This is a genomic window from Vreelandella sp. 21, assembly GCF_050995515.1.
Taxonomy (GTDB): Bacteria; Pseudomonadota; Gammaproteobacteria; order Pseudomonadales; family Halomonadaceae; genus Vreelandella; species Vreelandella alkaliphila.
In genome coordinates this window covers 1,204,385-1,223,877 of the sequence record NZ_CP194673.1, presented here as the reverse complement: position 1 = coordinate 1,223,877, position 19,493 = coordinate 1,204,385, and the positions used below count along the sequence as shown (strand labels likewise).

At 52.2% G+C, this 19,493-nt stretch carries 16 protein-coding genes and 4 tRNA genes; 9 read left to right on the top strand and 11 right to left on the bottom strand.

The annotated features are described in order from the left end of the window. Nucleotides 1-152 precede the first annotated feature (152 nt). From pth to ACN06F_RS05645, 3 genes are all read left to right on the top strand, one after another. Nucleotides 153-734, top strand: a complete 582-nt coding sequence (gene pth / locus ACN06F_RS05655) for an aminoacyl-tRNA hydrolase (protein ID WP_433924824.1) — start codon at nt 153-155, stop codon at nt 732-734. A gap of 108 nt (nt 735-842) precedes the next feature. Then, nucleotides 843-1,934, top strand: a complete 1,092-nt coding sequence (gene ychF / locus ACN06F_RS05650) for a redox-regulated ATPase YchF (protein ID WP_038482699.1) — start codon at nt 843-845, stop codon at nt 1,932-1,934. A gap of 78 nt (nt 1,935-2,012) precedes the next feature. Continuing rightward, nucleotides 2,013-2,089: transfer RNA gene (locus ACN06F_RS05645), tRNA-Met, on the top strand. Between the two features lie 64 nt (nt 2,090-2,153). Here the strand turns inward: ACN06F_RS05645 and ACN06F_RS05640 are convergent. Continuing rightward, entirely contained in the window at nt 2,154-3,458 is a 1,305-nt protein-coding gene (locus ACN06F_RS05640) for a M18 family aminopeptidase (RefSeq protein ID WP_038482696.1), read from the bottom strand. Nucleotides 3,459-3,596: 138 nt separating this feature from the next. Between ACN06F_RS05640 and ACN06F_RS05635 the strand changes: the two genes are divergently transcribed. Further along, nucleotides 3,597-5,696: a carboxy terminal-processing peptidase gene (locus tag ACN06F_RS05635; protein ID WP_198350187.1), complete on the top strand. Its 2,100-nt coding sequence runs from the start codon at nt 3,597-3,599 to the stop codon at nt 5,694-5,696. A gap of 72 nt (nt 5,697-5,768) precedes the next feature. On the opposite strand, the gene ACN06F_RS05630 is transcribed toward ACN06F_RS05635, so the two are convergent. The 4 genes from ACN06F_RS05630 to ACN06F_RS05615 form a co-directional block, all read right to left on the bottom strand. Further along, nucleotides 5,769-6,131 (bottom strand): metalloregulator ArsR/SmtB family transcription factor, encoded by a 363-nt coding sequence (locus ACN06F_RS05630; protein ID WP_038482690.1) that lies wholly within the window; start codon nt 6,129-6,131, stop codon nt 5,769-5,771. Nucleotides 6,132-6,328: 197 nt separating this feature from the next. Beyond that, nucleotides 6,329-6,404: transfer RNA gene (locus tag ACN06F_RS05625), tRNA-Asn, on the bottom strand. Between the two features lie 39 nt (nt 6,405-6,443). Then, a tRNA-Asn gene (locus ACN06F_RS05620) sits at nt 6,444-6,519 on the bottom strand. A gap of 69 nt (nt 6,520-6,588) precedes the next feature. After that, a tRNA-Asn gene (locus tag ACN06F_RS05615) sits at nt 6,589-6,664 on the bottom strand. Nucleotides 6,665-6,862: 198 nt separating this feature from the next. Between ACN06F_RS05615 and miaB the strand changes: the two genes are divergently transcribed. The 5 genes from miaB (at nt 6,863) to lnt (ending at nt 12,399) form a co-directional block, all read left to right on the top strand. Then, the gene (miaB, locus tag ACN06F_RS05610) at nt 6,863-8,206 is read left to right on the top strand and encodes a tRNA (N6-isopentenyl adenosine(37)-C2)-methylthiotransferase MiaB (RefSeq protein ID WP_038482686.1); all 1,344 of its coding nucleotides are present in this window, start codon (nt 6,863-6,865) and stop codon (nt 8,204-8,206) included. Nucleotides 8,207-8,292: 86 nt separating this feature from the next. Next, nucleotides 8,293-9,372: a PhoH family protein gene (locus tag ACN06F_RS05605; RefSeq protein ID WP_095602826.1), complete on the top strand. Its 1,080-nt coding sequence runs from the start codon at nt 8,293-8,295 to the stop codon at nt 9,370-9,372. Then, nucleotides 9,369-9,830, top strand: coding sequence for an rRNA maturation RNase YbeY (ybeY, locus tag ACN06F_RS05600; RefSeq protein WP_038482683.1), 462 nt, complete (start codon nt 9,369-9,371; stop codon nt 9,828-9,830). Before ACN06F_RS05605 ends, ybeY begins: the two co-directional genes overlap by 4 nt. A gap of 180 nt (nt 9,831-10,010) precedes the next feature. Next, nucleotides 10,011-10,904: an HlyC/CorC family transporter gene (locus ACN06F_RS05595; protein WP_038482680.1), complete on the top strand. Its 894-nt coding sequence runs from the start codon at nt 10,011-10,013 to the stop codon at nt 10,902-10,904. 37 nt (nt 10,905-10,941) lie between these two features. Continuing rightward, nucleotides 10,942-12,399 carry an apolipoprotein N-acyltransferase gene (gene lnt, locus ACN06F_RS05590; protein WP_433924823.1) on the top strand — a complete coding sequence of 486 codons (1,458 nt, stop codon included), beginning with the start codon at nt 10,942-10,944 and terminating at the stop codon, nt 12,397-12,399. 269 nt (nt 12,400-12,668) lie between these two features. On the opposite strand, the gene ACN06F_RS05585 is transcribed toward lnt, so the two are convergent. From ACN06F_RS05585 to prmB, 6 genes are all read right to left on the bottom strand, one after another. Beyond that, complete coding sequence (locus tag ACN06F_RS05585; RefSeq protein WP_433924822.1) at nt 12,669-14,033, bottom strand: amidohydrolase family protein; 1,365 nt, start codon at nt 14,031-14,033, stop codon at nt 12,669-12,671. Between the two features lie 255 nt (nt 14,034-14,288). Beyond that, entirely contained in the window at nt 14,289-16,139 is a 1,851-nt protein-coding gene (gene phaC / locus ACN06F_RS05580; protein WP_120385474.1) for a class I poly(R)-hydroxyalkanoic acid synthase, read from the bottom strand. A 93-nt stretch (nt 16,140-16,232) separates the two neighbouring features. Next, on the bottom strand, nt 16,233-16,643 hold the full coding sequence (locus ACN06F_RS05575; protein ID WP_038482660.1) for a phasin family protein: 411 nt from the start codon (nt 16,641-16,643) through the stop codon (nt 16,233-16,235). Between the two features lie 155 nt (nt 16,644-16,798). Beyond that, entirely contained in the window at nt 16,799-17,209 is a 411-nt protein-coding gene (locus ACN06F_RS05570) for a hypothetical protein (protein ID WP_038482657.1), read from the bottom strand. Nucleotides 17,210-17,269: 60 nt separating this feature from the next. Beyond that, nucleotides 17,270-18,361 carry a chorismate synthase gene (gene aroC / locus ACN06F_RS05565; protein WP_433924821.1) on the bottom strand — a complete coding sequence of 364 codons (1,092 nt, stop codon included), beginning with the start codon at nt 18,359-18,361 and terminating at the stop codon, nt 17,270-17,272. A 13-nt stretch (nt 18,362-18,374) separates the two neighbouring features. Further along, entirely contained in the window at nt 18,375-19,334 is a 960-nt protein-coding gene (gene prmB / locus ACN06F_RS05560) for a 50S ribosomal protein L3 N(5)-glutamine methyltransferase (protein ID WP_038482651.1), read from the bottom strand. Nucleotides 19,335-19,493 lie beyond the last annotated feature (159 nt).

Below are 19,493 nucleotides of genomic sequence, written 5' to 3'. Positions count from 1 at the left end.
CTCGGCGCTGCCAACTGATGCTTTTCAGTGCCACCTGGGTCATGCCTGCATGGCTCAGGAATGATAAAATCAAGCGCTTCGGCGCTTGATTTTTTTTTGCGGCCTGACATGACGTCGAAAATTTCGTCTAGAAATTTTTATGAGGTGGGACAATGAGCCAGGTAACGGCCATTATTGGCCTGGGAAACCCCGGTGCAGATTACGATGCAACTCGCCATAATGCGGGCTTTTGGCTGGTAGACGCCATTGCACGCAGTGCGCACACAGAGCTTCGCCCGGAAAAGAAATTTTTGGGCCTGTACGCCAAAGCACGTGTTGGCGACCATGAACTGCACCTTCTCAACCCCACTACTTTTATGAATCGTAGCGGTGCTGCCGTCGCAGCGCTTGCACAGTTTTTCAAACTAACGCCTGACAATTTACTGGTTGCTCATGATGAGCTAGACCTTCCGCCAGGACAGGCACGCTATAAGACCGGCGGTGGCCATGGCGGTCATAACGGCTTGCGAGACATTATTAGCGCCTTAGGCAACCAGAAGCAGTTTCATCGGGCAAGAATTGGCATTGGCCACCCAGGAGAAGCACGTCAGGTCGTTAACTATGTGCTAGGCCGACCCGGCAAAGCCGAACGGGAAGCCATTGAAAGCGCTTTGGATGAGTGCCTAGCTACGCTACCACTTGCACTCTCTGGCGACTGGGCTAAAGCCATGAACCGCCTTCATAGCGTAAAATAGCAGCACACTTAATAAGCACCTTTATAATCAGGCGTTCTAGCACGCCCTTTTTTCAATATTGGCAGACGCTTCCCTTGTTGCGCTGCCCTAGCGGCCAGGAAGTAATTTATGGGCTTTAACTGCGGTATCGTCGGCCTACCTAATGTAGGCAAATCCACGCTTTTTAATGCGCTGACCAAATCAGGTATTGATGCAGAAAACTTCCCATTCTGCACCATTGAGCCGAACGTAGGCATCGTACCAATGCCTGACCCGCGACTTGATAAGCTTGCGGAGATCGTCAAGCCACAAAAAGTGCTGCCGACAACAATGGAATTTGTCGATATCGCAGGCTTAGTCGCCGGGGCATCCAAAGGCGAAGGCTTGGGCAACAAGTTCTTGGCCAATATTCGCGAAACCCAGGCGATCGCCCATGTCGTACGCTGCTTTGATAATGACAACGTAATCCACGTTGCCAACCAAGTGGACCCACGGGCAGATATTGAAACCATCAACTTGGAACTGGCACTTGCCGACCTGGATACCGTCGAAAAAGCCAGCCAACGCCTCGTTCGTGCAGTGAAAGGCGGCGACAAAGATGCCACTGCCACCAAGGCCATTCTTGACCGCATTCAGCCACATCTCGCTGAAGGTATGCCGCTGCGTAGCTTTGGTCTTGATGAAGATGAGAAGCGCCAGATTAAGAGCTTCGGTTTCTTAACGCTCAAGCCCACCATGTACATTGCCAACGTTAACGAGGATGGCTTCGAGAACAATCCCTACCTGGATATCGTTAATGAGATTGCGGCAGAAGAAGGCGCTGCAGTGGTGCCGGTATGTAACCAGTTAGAAGCTGAGATTGCCGAGCTGGATGACGAAGAACGTAGCATGTTCCTATCAGAAATGGGCATGGAAGAGCCAGGGCTTGATCGCGTCATTCGCGCAGGCTATGCCCTGCTTGGCCTACAAACATATTTCACCGCTGGCGTTAAAGAAGTCCGCGCCTGGACAGTGAAAGAAGGCGCCAGCGCCCCAGAAGCCGCTGGCGTGATTCACACCGATTTCCAGAAAGGTTTTATCCGCGCGGAAGTGGTTGCTTACGAAGACTTTGTCGCCCTCAATGGCGAGCAAGGGGCTAAAGATGCTGGCAAATGGCGCTTAGAAGGTAAGGATTACATCGTTAAAGATGGCGATGTTATTCATTTCCGTTTTAACGTCTGATCAGCTGCCGCTTGATAAACAAAAAAAGAAACACTTGACGAACGACGGGCTACTGAGTAATATTCGCCCCCGTTGAATGGCTACGTAGCTCAGCTGGTTAGAGCACATCACTCATAATGATGGGGTCCCCTGTTCAAATCAGGGCGTAGCCACCACACGAATATTGAAAGCCCGCTGACTCAGTCAGCGGGCTTTTTTCGTTATTGATCAGCAATGTACTCAGCACAAATCAGAACGATTCAAAAACACCGTCAACGCCTGGGTCAAATAATCAACATCTCGGGTACCTGCTGTTTCGCGAACTGAATGCATTGCCCACTGAGGAAGCCCTACATCAATCGTCGGCACGCCCACCTCAGTAGCCGTAATCGGCCCGATAGTGCTACCACAACCCATATCTGAACGAGTAACAAACGACTGTACGGGCACATCTGCCTCACGACACACATCCCGAAACAGCGCCCCCGTTACACTGTTAGTGGCATAACGCTGATTAGCATTTACCTTAATAACTGGGCCACCATTAATTGCAGGGCCATGACGTTCATCGTGCTTGTCTTGGAAATTCGGGTGTAAAGCATGAGCGTTATCGCATGAAATCATAAGCGATGACTGAATCAGCTGAATCAGCGACTCTTCAGTCGCACCACCTACCTGGGCATTTAAACGCTTCAGCACATCACCTAAGAAAGGCCCCTGAGCACCGCAGGCACTGGCACTACCCACCTCTTCATGGTCATTAGCAACCAATAAGGCCCCCTGGCTAGCATCACACGCCAGCATCGCCTCGAGCCCCACAAAACACGACAGTAAGTTATCTAGCCGCGCACTGGCGACCAACTCCTGACGCAACCCTACCAACGATGGCGGTTGTACGTCATAAAACCCTAACTCAAAGTCAACGACTTCCACAGCGCGCAGGCCATGCTGCTCTTCCAACCAATCAGCCAATAAGTCGCTAAGCTGCGCGCTATCACTCTGCATCACAACAGGCGACATTTGCGTTTGTGGGTTAATAACACGCCCAGCGTTTACATCGCGGTCTAAATGAATCGCCAAACTAGGCACCATGGCAATCGGCCGGTCCACATTTAGCAGCACACTTTCTAAATGACCATCGGCGTGACGTACATGCACACGCCCTGCCAACCCCAAGTCGCGATCAAACCACGGGGCTAACAACACACCACCATATACTTGCACCCCCAACTGCATCCATCCCGCGGCATACTGGGTGGCATTGGGCTTTAAACGCAGCCCCGGGCTGTCCGTGTGCGCACCCAACATGCGTAGGCTGGTTAACTTCTCAGCAGGCAGTTGAAATGCAATCACTGACGAATCATTGCGCGTCACGTAATAGCGCTTGCCCGGCTCAAGCTGCCAGTTAGCCGTCTCCTCAAGACGCACAAAGCCCGCCTGCTCCAAACGCTCCGCCATACAGCGAGTCGCATGCCAGGGCGTAGGCGATTGATGCAGAAAATCACATAGCCGCGTTACACGGTCCGCGTTGAAAGCTTCGGACATAGAAATCCTCATAACAGTAATGATTGAGTATCACAGGCTAAATGACCTGCTACAATGCTCCCTCGGCCTACGCAACTCATAGGCTATCTGCGGGTCTAGGGAAGAATAAGTGTACACAAATCCGGGAGAGCTTGACTGATGAGCTTGTTTGCAACGTTTTCGCGCTCGGTCGCCCTTGCTGTGATGCTGGTCATTGCCAGCCCAGCAGCGCTGGCGCAACTTGAGCCGACCGACGAACAACGCCAAGCGGCAGAGGAAATAGCGGATTCACTTCGCTATGGGCATTATGCCGATATTAACTTCGACGAGCAGTGGTCAGCGGAAGCTTTCCAACGCTATCTAGACATTCTGGACGGCCAGCGCTCCTACCTATTGAGCCGCGATATAGAGCCTTATCGCCACTTAGAGCGCGACATGGCAGAAGCACTTTTCGACGGTGACCTTGACGATGCATTTGCACTTTATAATCGCCTCAGCGAACGCCACACCGCTCGCCTAGAGTGGTTGCTAGAACGTCTTGATGAAGGGCTTTCATTCGAATTCGATAGCGACGAGCGCTTAGAGGTTGATCGCAAAGATGCCCCATGGGCAACCCGCGAAAGTGAATTAGACGAACTATGGCGCAAACGGCTCAAAAACGATGCACTGACGCTTGCTCTAACCGACCAAGATGACGAGCAGATAGAAAACAATCTGCGCCAGCGCTATGAAGGGCAACTATCCCGCTTGCGTCAGTCAGAGTCTGAAGACGTCTTTGGGTTAATCATGGCGGCAGCCTCCAGCACTATCGACCCTCACACCAGTTACCTCTCCCCTCGTCAAAGCGAATCGTTTGATATTCAAATGAGCCTTTCACTTGAGGGTATCGGCGCACTACTTCAAGCTGATGGCGAATACGTTAAGGTCTCCAGCCTGGTTCCCGGTGGCCCTGCCGACCGAGCGGGCGTGCTTGAACCCGCCGACCGAATTATTGCCGTGGGCCAAGAAGAAGGCGACATGGTCAATGTGGTAGGCATGCGCCTGGACAACGTCGTCGACCTGATTCGCGGTCCTAAAGGCTCCGTTGTACGTCTGGACGTGGTGCCTGCCCAAGCAGTGGACATGACCCGTTCACAAATTGTTGAAATTACTCGCGACACAGTCAGCCTGGAAGATCAGGCAGCGCATAGCGAAGTGATAAACATTGAGCGAGACGGCAAACCTCATCGCATTGGCGTGATTAACATTCCGACGTTCTACGTCGACTTCGATGCCTGGCAAGCCGGTGAGGATGAGTATCGCAGCACCACCCGCGACGTCGCTCGAGAAATTGAAAGCCTCAAGAAAGAAGGCATTGAAGGTATTGTCCTAGATCTTCGCAATAATGGCGGTGGCGCACTTCAAGAAGCCAACTCCTTGATAGGCCTGTTTATTGACCGAGGCCCAACCGTACAGGTTCGTGATGCCCAAGGTCGCATTCAGCTCTACGGCGACACCGACGCAGGCACGACTTACGACGGGCCACTAACCGTACTGGTTAACCGTCTTTCCGCTTCAGCATCAGAGATTTTTGCTGGCGCTATTCAAGATTATGGCCGCGGCATTGTGGTAGGCGCCCCCACCTTTGGCAAAGGCACCGTACAAACGCTCAATGATCTTAGCCATGGTCAAATCAAGCTTACCCGTGCCAAGTTTTACCGTATTTCAGGTGATAGCACCCAAAACCGCGGTGTTGAACCCGACATTATATTCCCCAGCCTGATTGACCCAGAACGCATTGGTGAAAGCAGTCTAGATAATGCTCTTGCTTGGGACACCGTGCAGAACGTTCAATACCGCCGCTATGGCGACCCAGAAAACACCCTCGCCGCACTGACTTCTCAACACCAAGAACGTGCCAACGAGAATCCTAACTTCCGCTATCTAGAGCGCCAGTCCACCTTGGCTCGCCAGCTACGCGAACAGCACACCAGCGTCAGCCTGAACCGCGAACAGCGCCAACGAGAGCTAGAAGCTCAAGAAGCTGAACAGCTTTCACTTGAAAACCAACGCCGTCGCGCTTTGAACCTGCCAGAGCTGGATGAATGGATGGATGCGCGCAGCGATAATTCGCAGTCCGAAGGTAGTGAAGCAGACGCTGCTAACGAGGAGGATAAGGATAAAGACATGCCGGTTGATCGCGCCCATGTACTAGAAGCCGCCGAAATCTTACTCGACTACGCCCATCTTCAGGGCGCACAACGCATGGCTAAGCGTTAAACGAATTACTAAGCGCTAACTAACGAACGCCGACCTAAAGCAAAGGTCGGCGTTTTTTTTATTGGCTAGTTATTAGCATAGTGCTGCCCGCCGTGCCGGTCGGTCGCCCATTTTCGCTAGCCGCAGGACTAGCGCCTGGAGACGTACTGCGCTACCTTCGGCGCCAGCGTCAATAGTAGCCCGCACCCAGTCTGGCAGATCAGGCGACAAGCGATAGTATACCCACTGCCCCTCCCTCTGATCGATTAGCAATCCACACTGACGCAACTGGGCTAAATGACGCGACACTTTAGGCTGCGACTCCTCTAGCGCATAGGTCATTTCACACACACACAACGATTGCTCTTTGGCGATCAAGAGCACCAGCATTAACCGCGTTTCGTCACTTAGACACTTAAATACCTGTAGCGCATGCAAACCGGCAGCTTTTCCCACGAGCACCTTCCCAAATAATGAGTATCCAAAACAGTCTATACGTCCGCCAACCGAGAGGCACAAAAAATCACCCAAATGCCAGAGGGCACTGAGTGTTATCATAAATAAAGCATTGAGATGTCAATCGCTCGATATAAGCTGGCGGCAACGTAGGTAATGCTTACGAGAAAAGCAAAGCTGGAAGATAAAAAACAGAGTGGCTCCCCGAGCAGGACTCGAACCTGCGACCCAATGATTAACAGTCATTTGCTCTACCAACTGAGCTATCGGGGAACATTTACCGTAGGCGGTAATTAAAGCAGAACAGCAATTTGGCTCCTCGAGCAGGACTCGAACCTGCGACCCAATGATTAACAGTCATTTGCTCTACCAACTGAGCTATCGAGGAACATTACATTTTGCTGCTGTGTTTTGAGCGAAGCCACTGAAAGCATTCATATAACTTACTTCAGTATGTTGGCTCCTCGAGCAGGACTCGAACCTGCGACCCAATGATTAACAGTCATTTGCTCTACCAACTGAGCTATCGAGGAACTGCTCAAACACGGTGCGTAGTATACTGATAGAAACGCTCGGGTCAAGTATCGATTATAGGTGAACGGCTAGCCCCGGGTTTCTTGTGTCCGTATAATGACGCCATTCAATGGCTGTACGTTACACTGCCCATTACGATTGCATTCATGTTTTCATTCATCCCTCGTCCCCCGACGACTCATAGATGACAGGTACCGATGGCGAAGAAGCTCTTTATCAAAACGCACGGCTGCCAAATGAACGAGTACGACTCCTCGCGGATGGCAGATCTGCTCGGCGAATCTCACCAGCTGGAATTGACCGATAACGAAAAAGAAGCTGACGTTATCTTGTTGAACACCTGCTCTATTCGCGAAAAAGCGCAGGACAAGGTGTTTCATCAATTGGGTCGCTGGAAAAAGCTAAAAGACGCCAATCCAGACCTCGTGATTGGTGTCGGCGGCTGTGTGGCAAGCCAAGAAGGTGAAGCGCTGCGTAAGCGCGCGCCTTTTGTCGATATGATTTTTGGCCCACAAACGCTTCACCGCGTGCCAAAAATGCTGGACGCGCGCAATAACAATCAGATTGCTGCGGTCGATGTCACTTTTCCAGAAATTGAAAAGTTTGATCACCTGCCGCAGCCAAAATCTGATGGCGCAACCGCTTTTGTTTCTGTCATGGAAGGCTGCTCGAAATACTGCACATTCTGTGTCGTGCCTTATACCCGCGGTGAGGAAGTCTCTCGCCCCTTTGAATCGGTTATTGATGAAGTCATTCACTTAGCCGATCAAGGGGTGCGAGAAATTAACCTGCTTGGCCAGAACGTGAACGCTTATCGCGGTGAAAATGACGAGGGCGACGAGATCGACCTTGCCGAGCTAATCGCCTGCGTCGCTGCAGTAGATGGCATTGATCGCGTGCGCTTTACGACCTCTCACCCGGTGGAATTTACGGATAGCCTGGTAGATGCGTTTGCCGACATCCCGGAACTGGTGAGTCACCTACATTTACCGGTACAGTCAGGTTCTGACCGTATCTTAAGTGCGATGAAGCGCGGCCATACCGCAGAAGAGTACATCGAGAAGATGGAGCGTATTCGCGCCAACCGCCCGGATATTAGCTTCTCTTCTGACTTTATCATCGGCTTCCCTGGCGAAACCGAAGAGGATTTCGAAGCAACGATGGACCTGATTCATCGCATCGGCTTTGATCACTCATTTAGCTTTGTTTACTCGGCACGCCCGGGCACACCAGCCTCCGGCCTGCCGGACGAAACGCCGGAAAGTGTCAAAAAACAGCGTCTCGCCATTTTGCAGGAGCGAATTCTACAGCAGGCAGCGCAGATCAGCCGACGCATGGTGGGCACGACCCAGCGAGTTCTGGTATCCGGTTTCTCACCGCGAGACCCGGGCCAGCTCTCTGGGCGCACCGAAAATAACCGCGTGGTTAACTTCCGGGCAGCCAACCCAACAGAACTGATCGGCTACTTTGTAGACGTGGAGATTACCGAAGCGCTGCCCAACTCGTTGCGCGGCGATCTCGCCTCTCCAGAGCGTTATTAACTGCTCACTTATCCTAGGTAATTGCCCCGGCATCGCCGGGGCAGTAAGCTGAGTCTCACATACATCAACTAATGGGTTTCTTACTCTTGAGCCAGCCATCACCTCAGGCCAATCGCATTATCACCCTAAGCCTTGAACCCAATGATCCGCAGCGCCTTGCTAGCCTCTGCGGCCAACAGGACGAGCATCTAAAGCTGATTGAGAGCCGCCTGGACGTGACGTTGCGCAACCGTGGCAACGTGTTTCAGCTGGCCGGCGCCGCTAACCGGATCAAAGCCGCTGCTAACGTGCTTGAGCACCTTTACCGTGAAACTGCGGCAGAAGAACTAGAAGCAGACACAGTTCACCTCTTCCTTCAGGAATCTGGCTTAGAAGCGCTAGAAGAAGAGGATGATAGCGACATCAACAGCGATGACGTGATTATGCGTACGCCGCGCACCATGATTAAGCCTCGCGGCCTTAATCAGCAGCGCTACGTACAAAGCATTCGCGAGCACGATATCAATTTCGGTATTGGGCCTGCCGGTACGGGAAAAACGTACTTGGCGGTTGCCGCGGCGGTAGAAGCACTAAATCAGCAGGAAGTGCGGCGCATTCTGTTAGTTCGCCCAGCGGTAGAAGCAGGCGAAAAGCTTGGCTTTCTACCTGGCGACCTTGCCCAGAAAATCGACCCTTACCTCCGCCCGCTCTACGATGCACTGTACGAGATGATCGGCTTCGAACAGGTCGCTAAGCTCATTGAGCGTCAAGTGATCGAGATTGCCCCGCTGGCCTATATGCGTGGGCGTACGCTGAATAACTCCTACATCATTCTGGACGAAAGCCAAAACACCACGCCGGAACAGATGAAGATGTTCCTGACACGGATTGGTTTTGGCTCAACGGCGGTGATTACCGGCGATATTACCCAGGTAGACCTTCCTCGCGGACAGCGTTCTGGTCTTTCACAGGTGCTGGATGTTCTGAAGGAAACCCCTGGCATCGGCGTGACCCACTTTGCTGCGAAAGACGTTGTGCGTCACCCGTTGGTTCAGCGGATCATCGAAGCCTATGACGAGTTTGAGTCGCAGCAGGAAGTGCAAGAGCGCGCTCGCCGTGAAGCTCGCCAACAGGAGCGCGAAGCCCGCATGCAAGCACTTGAACGCGCAGGAGAGGCACCTCGATGAGTAACATCGTGATTGACCGCCAGGCGGCCATCAATGAGCCGTTGCTTCCCACCCTTGAGCAGCTCACCCACTGGGTGGGCTGTGTCTTCTCACGCCACCCCGATGATGAGCGCTTAGAGCTGACGATTCGCTTTGTGGATGAAGCAGAAAGCCAAGCACTCAATCGAGATTATCGGGGTAACGATAAATCAACCAACGTGCTCTCATTTCCTTTTGAGAACCCTCCCGGCGTTTGTTTACCGTTACTTGGCGACCTGATTATTTGCCATGCCGTCGTTGCCCATGAGGCCCGTGAACAGCAGAAGCCTCTTGAGCATCATTACGCGCACATGGTGGTGCATGGCACACTGCACTTAATGGGCTATGACCACATTGAAGAGCAGGAAGCGGAAGAGATGGAGCAGTTAGAGCGCGAGCTTCTTGCCACTCTCGATATTCCTGATCCGTATCACGAGTAAGCTGTTAACCTGGCCGATAATTGCTTTTCGGGTGGTGTATCCCCCGACTCAGTGATAAAACGACAGACTGTTTACCCGTAGTCATCTTCACATAGCTGTTTTTAAGTAGTGCTTTGACGTACTGTTTGCACACAACTATTTGCAAGTCACTATTTGCACGTAATAGAGAGATTAGACGCAATGAGCGAAGACCGATCGAGCAACTCAAATCAAAAATCCTGGCTCGAGAAACTCTTTGGCGCCCTTTCCGGAGACAATGACGAACCTAGCTCGCGCGATGAGCTAATGACGTTTTTACGCCACACCGCAGGGAAACTAAAGCTAGATCAAGACGCTATTATGATTATTGAAGGAGCTCTTGAAATCAGCGATCAGCAAGTGCGTGAAATATTGATTCCGCGCTCTCAAGTGTCGGCAATTACCCTTGATCAAACCAGCGATGGCTACTTGCCATTGATTCAGGAAACAGGGCACTCCCGCTATCCGGTTATTGGCGAGAATCTTGACGATGTAAAAGGCATTTTACTGGTTAAAGATTTGCTCCCCCTGCTCTCTCAAACGCAAGAAAGCCGTGATGCCTTTAAGCTGGAAGACGTGCTGCGCCCGGCAATGTTTATTCCCGAGTCCAAACGCCTAAACAGCTTGCTGAAAGAATTCCGTGATACCCACAATCACATGGCAATCGTGGTAGATGAGTACGGCGGCACGGCTGGTATTATTACTATCGAAGATATTCTGGAGCAGATCGTCGGGGATATCGAAGATGAGCATGATACCGATGAAGAGGACGATATCCGCACGCTGGACAATGGCCACTTCGCCATTCGTGCTCTCACACCGATTGAAGACTTCAACGAACGCTTTGGCAGCGAATTTTCTGATGACGAATTCGATACCGTGGGCGGCCTTGTGATGCAACAATTTGGCCACTTACCAGGCCGTGGCGAACATACTAGCCTGGGCGGCTGGCGGTTCGTCATTCTTAATGCCGATAATCGGCGCATTCGGTTGCTGGAAGCTTATCGCGATGACGCCAGTGAAAATACTACCGATGGCGACGACAGCGACGGCTAGTCAACCGACCACTTCAACCTGCCGATAGGATATCACCATGGGGTTGACGCCCACCTTTGCACTTCAGCTGCTGGCTGCCCTCGTGGCCGGTGGTTTCACGACGCTTACCGCTTCACCGTTTGAATTATGGTGGCTAGGACCCATCGCCATCGGCCTGCTTTATGTTGGCCTGCATACCTTAAGTCCCGCTCAGGCAGCACTAAAAGGCTGGCTATACGGCGTAGCGCTCTTTGCCAGCGGCACTTCTTGGGTGTATGTATCCATTCACGATTACGGCTATACCGGCGTTCCCCTGGCGGTATTTCTGACCGCTCTATTTGTGTCTGTATTAGCACTCTTTTTTGCAGGCACGTTTTGGCTTTATCGACGTTTTTGCAGCCCGCACTGGGCACTGGCTAGCTTTGCAGGGGCATGGGTGCTGGGGGAAGTACTACGTACTTATCTGTTTACCGGCTTTCCGTGGCTACTGGTTGGCTCCAGCTACGTGGATTCACCGCTGGCCAACTGGGCACCAGTAGGCGGCGTTTACTTACTTTCCCTGCTGGTAGTGCTCACAGGCACCTTAGGCGCTGAACTGCTGCGACGCCAATGGTGGGCAGCGCTGCCATTAGCCGCTATTTGGCTCGTTCCGTTGGCCCTACCCTCACTCTGGACGACGCCAGCAAGCGAGCCCACGCGCGTTGCGCTACTTCAGGGTAATCTACCCCAGCTATTAAAGTGGACCCCCGAAGGCCAGCGCGTAGCAGCCAATACATATAGTGATTTAACCCGCCGTGTCGCGGATGATGCCGATCTCATTCTGTGGCCCGAAACCGCCCTGCCAATGATCGACAACCAAGCTCGCCCGGTGTTAGAGCGCGTACAAGCCAACTTACCGCCAAGCACCGCGCTATTAACCGGCATTGTTCAACTCGACAAGGACAACCGTTATTTCAATAGTGTGATTGGTGTTGGCAACGTAGAGGGCAGCTACCAAAAAGAGCACCTCGTGCCGTTTGGCGAATACTTGCCGCTTGAAAGTGTGTTACGGGGTGCTATCGACTTCTTTGATCTACCAATGTCGAGTTTTTCTAAAGGCGCCTCAGAACAAACGCCCATGCAGGCCGCCGGTGTAACAATTGGCAACGCTATTTGCTATGAGATTATCTACCCACAGTTGGTGGCACGCCGCGCAGCAGACAGCGACGTGATTGTGACGGTATCCAATGACACTTGGTTTGGCGCTTCCATTGGCCCACACCAACACTTGCAAATGGCCCGTCTGCGCGCGCTAGAGAATGGTCGTTATGTCGTGCGCGCTACCAGCAACGGCATTACCGCGATTATTAATCCCCATGGCGAGTTGGTAGATAGCGCAGCGCAATTTGAAACCACCTACCTTATTAGCGAATTTTACGCCATGGAAGGAACAACACCGTTTACCCGCACGGGGAGTTGGCCTGCATGGCTATTCGCTGGCCTGCTACTGTTACCGGGCTTGATACGCAAGCGTTAAGGCCGTTTCCAGCGGGCAGGGGCGGCGTAGCCGCCCTTGCGAAGCCATGCAAATCAGTTGAATCATCGTCGAAGTGTCTAACCAAAGCTAAAGCTCCCTCCGACAACATCCGAGCAGCCAAGTGCTTATGCATACGTTGCAAGAATGTAGATACTATCGAACCAGTGGTTACCGATGATAAGTGCCCGCTTAATTTTATTCAGGCACTTATCACCAAGTAATAAAATATCGCTTTGAAAGAAAATTTTTAAAAATTATATTCAGCGTTTTTATAGCTGCTCTTTATAAATTCGCCCACCTTTCATAATCATTCGAAGATTGCTCTCTGGATCGTTTAGAAAATCTAGATCGCGACCTGGATCGCCATCTACGACTAGGAGATCAGCTAGTGCACCTGGTTCAATGCGTCCAAGTACACCAGGATAAGGATTACGAGGACCTGAAAGTGACAACAAATCACCGTTATGCCCTGTTGCCATTGCCAACACTGTTAGCGGATCATAAAAGCGCGTTAACTTTGCCAAATGCCGAAGTTGATTCGGGGTGTTTTTAGGGCTAAAGAGAATGTCTGTACCCCAGGCAGTTTTCACATTAAACCGCTGCGCCATTTCATAAGCGCGAACGGTACCTTCAGCCACTTGGCGCTGAGACTCTCGGCGCGCGGCATCAGGATACACGTTGGCATCTTCATCTTGCAGGAAAGGCTGAAGGCTCCACCACGCCCCCTCTCCAGCCATCATTCTTACCGATTCTTCATCTGCTAATTGGCCATGCTCGATCGACTTAACACCAGCCCGCAGAGCGCGCTGGATACCACGTGATGTATACACATGCACCATCACATAGGTGCCCCAATCATCGGCAGCCTCAACCGCTGCGCGTAGTTCTCGTTCCGTAAATTGAGTACTGTCTAAAGGGTCATAGAGTGACGCTACTCCACCGCCAGCCATCAACTTGATCTGAGACGCCCCTAGCATCAGCTGCTCACGCGTGCGCCTGAGTACCTCAGCCTCACCATCCGCAATTACTGCGACTCCCTGACGTTCTGCTTCACTTAGCGGTGTTGTGCTTCCACGAGGTATATCATGGCGCATTCTAAAATCACCATGTCCCGACGTCTGGGAAATCATCGCCCCTGCAGGAAATACCCTAGGGCCATTCACAATACCTTCATCAATAGCACGCTTTAGCGCAAACGCCGGTCCCCCAACATCCCTCACCGAAGTAACGCCGCGCATCAGGGTTCGCTCTGCTTCTCTTGCTGCCACCAAGTGCACATAGCCAATATCAGCGGTCATGGCTTCCATTTGGGAGATGGCCGCTAAAGTGGTGTGCCAATGGGCATCAATCAAACCTGGCATCAATACACGACCGCCACAATCAATGACATCAATACCTTCCACTTCACCACTGCCGTCTAGAATCGCATCAATACGGCCGTCCACCACCCTGATTGATACGCCATCACGCAGCGGACCACCGCTGCCATCAAACAGCCTTAAATTAGTTAATAGTAGCGGCCCATCGTGGGATTTTGGCTGCTGCCCAACAGCAAAAGGTACATGCAATCCTGCGAAAAGCGCCATCACCGCAGCCGTTCCCCCAATCATTTGGCGCCGGGTTATTTCTGCCATCACACGTTCATGGAAACGCTGCAGCAATGGTGAACCACAACAGCAAGCTCCATGGCTGTGTTGAGTGTGGGTCTCAGGAAAAGCCGGCGACAATGAAAAACGTGCAGTTGGCTGCATGAGTAGCGTCTCGGTTAGTAATTTTAGCGTCAAACTGCGCGGCTTAGTCCAAGTTTAGCCGCGCCACTATTGGAGAAATAGACTAATTAACAGCCTGTTTAACCATCCCAGCATGACTCGCTGATTATTAGATGGTTATTACGATGCGGGAAGCTCACCTAACACTTCAGGTATCGTCATTTTTACATAGCGCCCAGGAGCGCTTTCAATGACGTTTAGCTCACCTTCTCCAGGCTGACGCGCGGGCACCATTTTTTCCGGATCAGGATCTGCATAGCCATTCTCTGTTACCCAGGCCTGCCAATGCGGCCACCAGGAGCCTTCATTAAAGGTCGAACCTTCTTGCCACGCATCATGGGTTTCGGGCAGCGCATCGTTAGTCCAGTAACCATACTTATTCTTATGGGGTGGGTTCACAATGCCTGCGATATGGCCAGAGCCACCCAACACAAACGTCACCGGCCCTTTGGGCAGCAGCGCGCCATAATACGTACTGTTCCACTTAGCGATGTGATCTTCTTTCGTCGATACGAAATAGCAGGGGGCCGATATTTTACGAAGGTCAATCTTCACCTCGTCTAACTCAATGCCACCCGGCTCGACCAAGCGATTTTCCAAGTACATATGGCGCAGATACCAGGCATGCGTACCTGCTGGCAGGTTTGTACCATCGGTATTCCAATACAGTAGGTCAAACGCTGCGGGAACTTCGCCCTTCAGGTAATTATTGATGTAGAACGACCAGAAGAGATCATTCTCACGCAATAAATTAAAGGTGTAGGCCATTGAGCGGCCATCTAAATAGCCTTTCATTTCTAGCGTGTTTTCAATTCCCTCAACCACCCGTTCGTTAAGGAATACGCCAATATCACCAGGATCGCGGAAATCTTGCAGCGTCGCCATATAGGTAACAGACTTCACTTTTCGACCACGCCGCGTGCTTGTTAGATAAGCGACTGTAGAGGCGGTTAGTGTGCCGCCCACACAGTAACTCAACAGGTTGACTGACTTCTCGCCACACGCCTGCTCAATGGCCTCCATCGCGCTAATGGGGCCCATTTGCATGTAATCAGCCCACGTGATGTCACGCTGTTCTGGTCCAGGGTTACGCCAGGAGATTAAGAATACGGTATGCCCTTGATCCACCATCCACTTAACCAGCGAATTGTCTTCTCGCAGATCGAGAATGTAGTACTTATTGATCCATGGGGGCACGATCAACAGTGGCGTTTTAAAGGTTTTTTCAGTGGTAGGGGTGTATTGGATCAGCTGAATCAGCTCATTTTCATACACCACGGCACCCGGGGTAACCGCAATGTTATCGCCAACACCAAAGGCACTTCGATCAGTCATGCGTACATTGATACCTTCGGCAGAGTTCGCCAAGTCTTCCCGTAGACGTGTCAAACCATCCACCAAGTTCTGCCCGCGAGTTTCCAACGTACAGCGCATCACTTCCGGGTTAGTCGCTACGAAGTTAGTCGGCGACATGGCGTTTACCAACTGCCGAGCATAAAACGCCAGATTGCGCTTTTGCGTCGGGTCTAGGCCATCCAGGTCTTCTATGAGTTCTTCTACCATCTGCGAAAACAGCAGATACTGCTGCATAATCGCCAGGTAGTAAGGCTCTTGCGTCCAGGCTTCGTCTTTAAAGCGGCGATCGCCTTTAGCAGGCGTTATCAATGGCGTCACCTGCTCACCAGACATAGTGCGCACACCCTGTTGCCAAAGCAGCCACTGATCTTGCATAAGGCGCGATTGGGTTTGCCACAACAGGTTAGGGTTACTCATGAGCGATTGCGCGGCGGCTTCAAAGCTTTCGCGCATATCACTGTAGACGGAGTCAGCAGCTTCGCTGGGTGCTATCCGTGACAGTAAATCCTCAAGCAGTCCTTTGTACTGTTCACCAACATCGCTTAGCTGCACTTTCCATGCTTCAAGCTCTTCTTGAGAAACACCTTGAGACGGCATTTTCCACCCTGACAGCATACTCACTCTCCCCTCACCTGCTTGGCATTCTCTGCCCAGGCACATCATCCAAAAGAACGCGGCGCCTTGAAGGCGCCGCGAACATAGTTGCGTTTAGCTTTTACGTGAAGACTGGCTAGTCGCTTTCGCAGGCTGTTCACTTTTCGTGGCAGAGGTGGCTTGCTCGCTCATTTTCTGCCCAGCTTCACTGAACAGCTTTTCCATTTCGGATTTGAACTGCAAGCTCATCTCACCCATGACACGGGCATCTTCCTGCATTTGCTGAGAAAGCTCGTTCATCATTTCGGCTTGTTTGGTGCCAAAATCACGCAGGCTTTCTGCATCATCAATTTCCGTCGCGCTACGAATGCGCTCGGTACCCATTTGGCTGTAGCGTTTCATTGCTTCCAACTGATACTGTGTCATTTTTTCCATGTTGTTGAGCATCAGCGAGTTCATCTTACGCATTGGCTCAAACATTTGGCGGGTTTGGGTACTAAAGGCGTCCATCATTTTATCTTGCATAGTGTCTGCTCCTGTCTCTCGTTCCTTGGCATGAGCCTGGAGTGGCTCATCACATGGCAAAATTGCTGCACTGCAAAAAGAGTAAACGCTGCAATGCTGCTTTGCAACATTCCTAGCAGCACGCTCAACAACGCTACACATTTCACATGACAGTTCTACCCTTTAGCGCGAGAACGCGAAGAAGCCGTCGCTTTCGCTTTAGAGCTTCTCGCACTTGATGCGCTTTTACCTGACGCTGCTGACTTAGCAGCCTCTTGAGACTCGCCTTGATCTGTGCCGTCATCCTGTTCGGCACCGCTGCCGGAGGAGCCCGCTTTACGCAACATGTCCAACATCATCTGTTGATATGTGCCAAAGTTAGCTAACCCTTGGGAGAGACCTTGTTGCATCATCGGCTGCTGCAGGAAAGGACGCATTAGACTCATAGGGTCATAGCCATCCACCCCTGACTCCATTTGCCGCTGAATATTTTCCAGCAGGCTTTGCTGAAACGCCTCAACATCCGGCAGCCCTAGTGATTGGCGAAACTCATCCGGTGTCAGGTCAAATTCAACGTTGATCTTCATAGGCGACTCCTTAACCATCTTCCTAGAGTGTAGCAGCGTTACGCCAAGCGCACCGTGCTGTTATTGTTGTTCTAAACGTGGCGTGTCAACGCTAACATCTCCATTTTGTCCACGATGACGTAGCCAATGGTCTAGCAGCGTTATTGCCATCATCGCCTCGGCGATAGGCGTCGCGCGAATACCGACACAGGGATCGTGGCGGCCTTTCGTTATTACCTCAACTGGCTGACCATGTATATCAATTGATCGCCCAGGCGTGGTAATACTTGACGTTGGCTTCAACGCTAATCGCGCGACGATCGGTTGGCCACTGGAGATTCCGCCCAACACCCCGCCCGCGTGATTAGATAGAAACCCTTCAGGCGTCATCTCGTCGCGGTGCTCGCTGCCACACTGAGCAATGCAACCAAATCCGGCCCCGATTTCTATCCCTTTTACCGCATTGATGCTCATCAAACCATGCGCCAGATCAGCATCTAAACGGTCGAAGACTGGCTCGCCTAACCCGACCGGCACACCGTCGGCAATCACGGTAATTTCAGCGCCTACGGAATCCTGATCCCGACGCAGCTGATCCATATAGGCTTCAAGTTCGGCCACTTTGTCCGGGTCAGGGCAGAAAAAGGCATTTTCGCCTACCGCGTCCCAGGTTTTGAATTCGATTTTAATGGGCCCCAACTGGCTCATATAACCGCGAATCTGAATCCCTTGCGCGGCCAGTACCTGCTTGGCAATAGCGCCAGCAGCAACACGCATGGCTGTTTCTCGCGCGCTAGAACGACCGCCGCCCCGGTAATCGCGATGGCCATACTTATGATGGTAAGTGTAGTCAGCGTGGGCAGGACGGAATTGATCTTTGATTTTAGAGTAGTCTTTGGAGCGCTGGTCGGTGTTCTCGATCAATAAACCAATCGACGTCCCCGTGGTTTTGCCTTCAAACACGCCTGAAAGAATCCGCACCTGATCCGGCTCTTTGCGCTGTGTGGTGTGTCGAGAGCTACCTGGACGGCGGCGATCTAGATCAAGCTGCAAGTCTGCTTCACTGATCGGTATGCCCGGCGGACAGCCGTCAACAATAGCGCCTAAAGCAGGGCCGTGGCTCTCACCAAACGTGGTAACGGTAAATAGCTTGCCAAAGGTATTGCCAGACATGGGCGTTAGTTCCTCACGCAAAAGACGCCGCATGGGCGTCGAGTTCAGCGGCGCTCAAGGCAAACACACCCTGGCCGCCACGCTCGAATTCAAGCCAAATAAAGGGTACTTCAGGGAAAGCAGCCTCCACATGGCGGTCGGAATTACCAACTTCAACAATCAGCCAGCCTCCGTCGGTTAAGTGCTGGCGTGCCTCTCGCAGAATGCGTCGCACGATATCCAACCCGTCGTTACCAGCGCCTAACGCCAGGGCAGGTTCATGGCGGAACTCGGCAGGCATGGTGGCCAGATCACGCGCATCAACATAAGGTGGGTTAGATACGATCAGGTCAAAACGCTGCCCTTCCAGGCCATCAAACACATCGGATTCGACAGCCCGCACGCGATCACCAACGTCGTGACGCGTAATGTTTTGACGAGCAACCGCCAAGGCATCCTGGCTAATATCCGCCAACGCCACCTCGCAGGTAGGCAACACCAATGCAGTGGCAATGCCGATGCAGCCAGAACCGGTACATAAGTCTAATACTCGGGCAGGCGGCTCTTCCGGGAACCATGCAGCAAAGCCGTCTTCAATCAGCTCGGCAATGGGCGAGCGCGGAATTAACACGCGTTCGTCAACGCTGAACGGGAATCCTGCAAAAAAAGCTTCGCCCAGTAAGTAAGGCAGCGGGCGGCGAGTTGTCACCCGCTCTCGCGCCAAGCGAATGATGCGTTCGCGCTCTATTGGCAGCAAGCGGGCATCCAGCACAGCTGGGTCGACATTCCACGGTAGGTGCAGTGCGCCTAAGCAAAGCGCAACGGCTTCGTCCCAGGGCGATTCCGTGCCATGCCCATAGTGCAGCCCCGCCAGATAAAACTCGCTGGACACCCAGCGTAAGTAATCGCGCAGTGTAAAAAGCTCGCTCACCAATGCCGATTCCGGCAACGAAAGCATTGAGTGGGAGGTCTCATCATTGAGATGCGTGGTCACAGCGACTCCTGGCGTGTAAAAAGTTCATGGAAGGATTGTACCTTTGACGCCGTCTGGTTCACAGCGCGTGGTTCACAGTGAACGGTTCACAGCAACGACAAGCTCGCTATACTGTGCTCTTCTCAATTATGCTTATTTGTTAACACTTCATTTCTCTAT

Excerpts from the sequence above, each read along its gene's own strand:
- ACN06F_RS05595 (WP_038482680.1), top strand. The coding sequence starts at position 10,011 with ATGAGCGAAGACCGATCGAGCAACTCAAATCAAAAATCCTGGCTCGAG.
- lnt (WP_433924823.1), top strand. The coding sequence starts at position 10,942 with ATGGGGTTGACGCCCACCTTTGCACTTCAGCTGCTGGCTGCCCTCGTG.
- ACN06F_RS05570 (WP_038482657.1), bottom strand. The coding sequence starts at position 17,209 with ATGAAGATCAACGTTGAATTTGACCTGACACCGGATGAGTTTCGCCAA.
- ACN06F_RS05585 (WP_433924822.1), bottom strand. The coding sequence starts at position 14,033 with ATGGCAGAAATAACCCGGCGCCAAATGATTGGGGGAACGGCTGCGGTG.
- ACN06F_RS05640 (WP_038482696.1), bottom strand. The coding sequence starts at position 3,458 with ATGTCCGAAGCTTTCAACGCGGACCGTGTAACGCGGCTATGTGATTTT.
- pth (WP_433924824.1), top strand. The coding sequence starts at position 153 with ATGAGCCAGGTAACGGCCATTATTGGCCTGGGAAACCCCGGTGCAGAT.
- ACN06F_RS05575 (WP_038482660.1), bottom strand. The coding sequence starts at position 16,643 with ATGCAAGATAAAATGATGGACGCCTTTAGTACCCAAACCCGCCAAATG.
- ychF (WP_038482699.1), top strand. The coding sequence starts at position 843 with ATGGGCTTTAACTGCGGTATCGTCGGCCTACCTAATGTAGGCAAATCC.
- miaB (WP_038482686.1), top strand. The coding sequence starts at position 6,863 with ATGGCGAAGAAGCTCTTTATCAAAACGCACGGCTGCCAAATGAACGAG.
- phaC (WP_120385474.1), bottom strand. The coding sequence starts at position 16,139 with ATGCTGTCAGGGTGGAAAATGCCGTCTCAAGGTGTTTCTCAAGAAGAG.
- ACN06F_RS05635 (WP_198350187.1), top strand. The coding sequence starts at position 3,597 with ATGAGCTTGTTTGCAACGTTTTCGCGCTCGGTCGCCCTTGCTGTGATG.
- ybeY (WP_038482683.1), top strand. The coding sequence starts at position 9,369 with ATGAGTAACATCGTGATTGACCGCCAGGCGGCCATCAATGAGCCGTTG.
- aroC (WP_433924821.1), bottom strand. The coding sequence starts at position 18,361 with ATGTCTGGCAATACCTTTGGCAAGCTATTTACCGTTACCACGTTTGGT.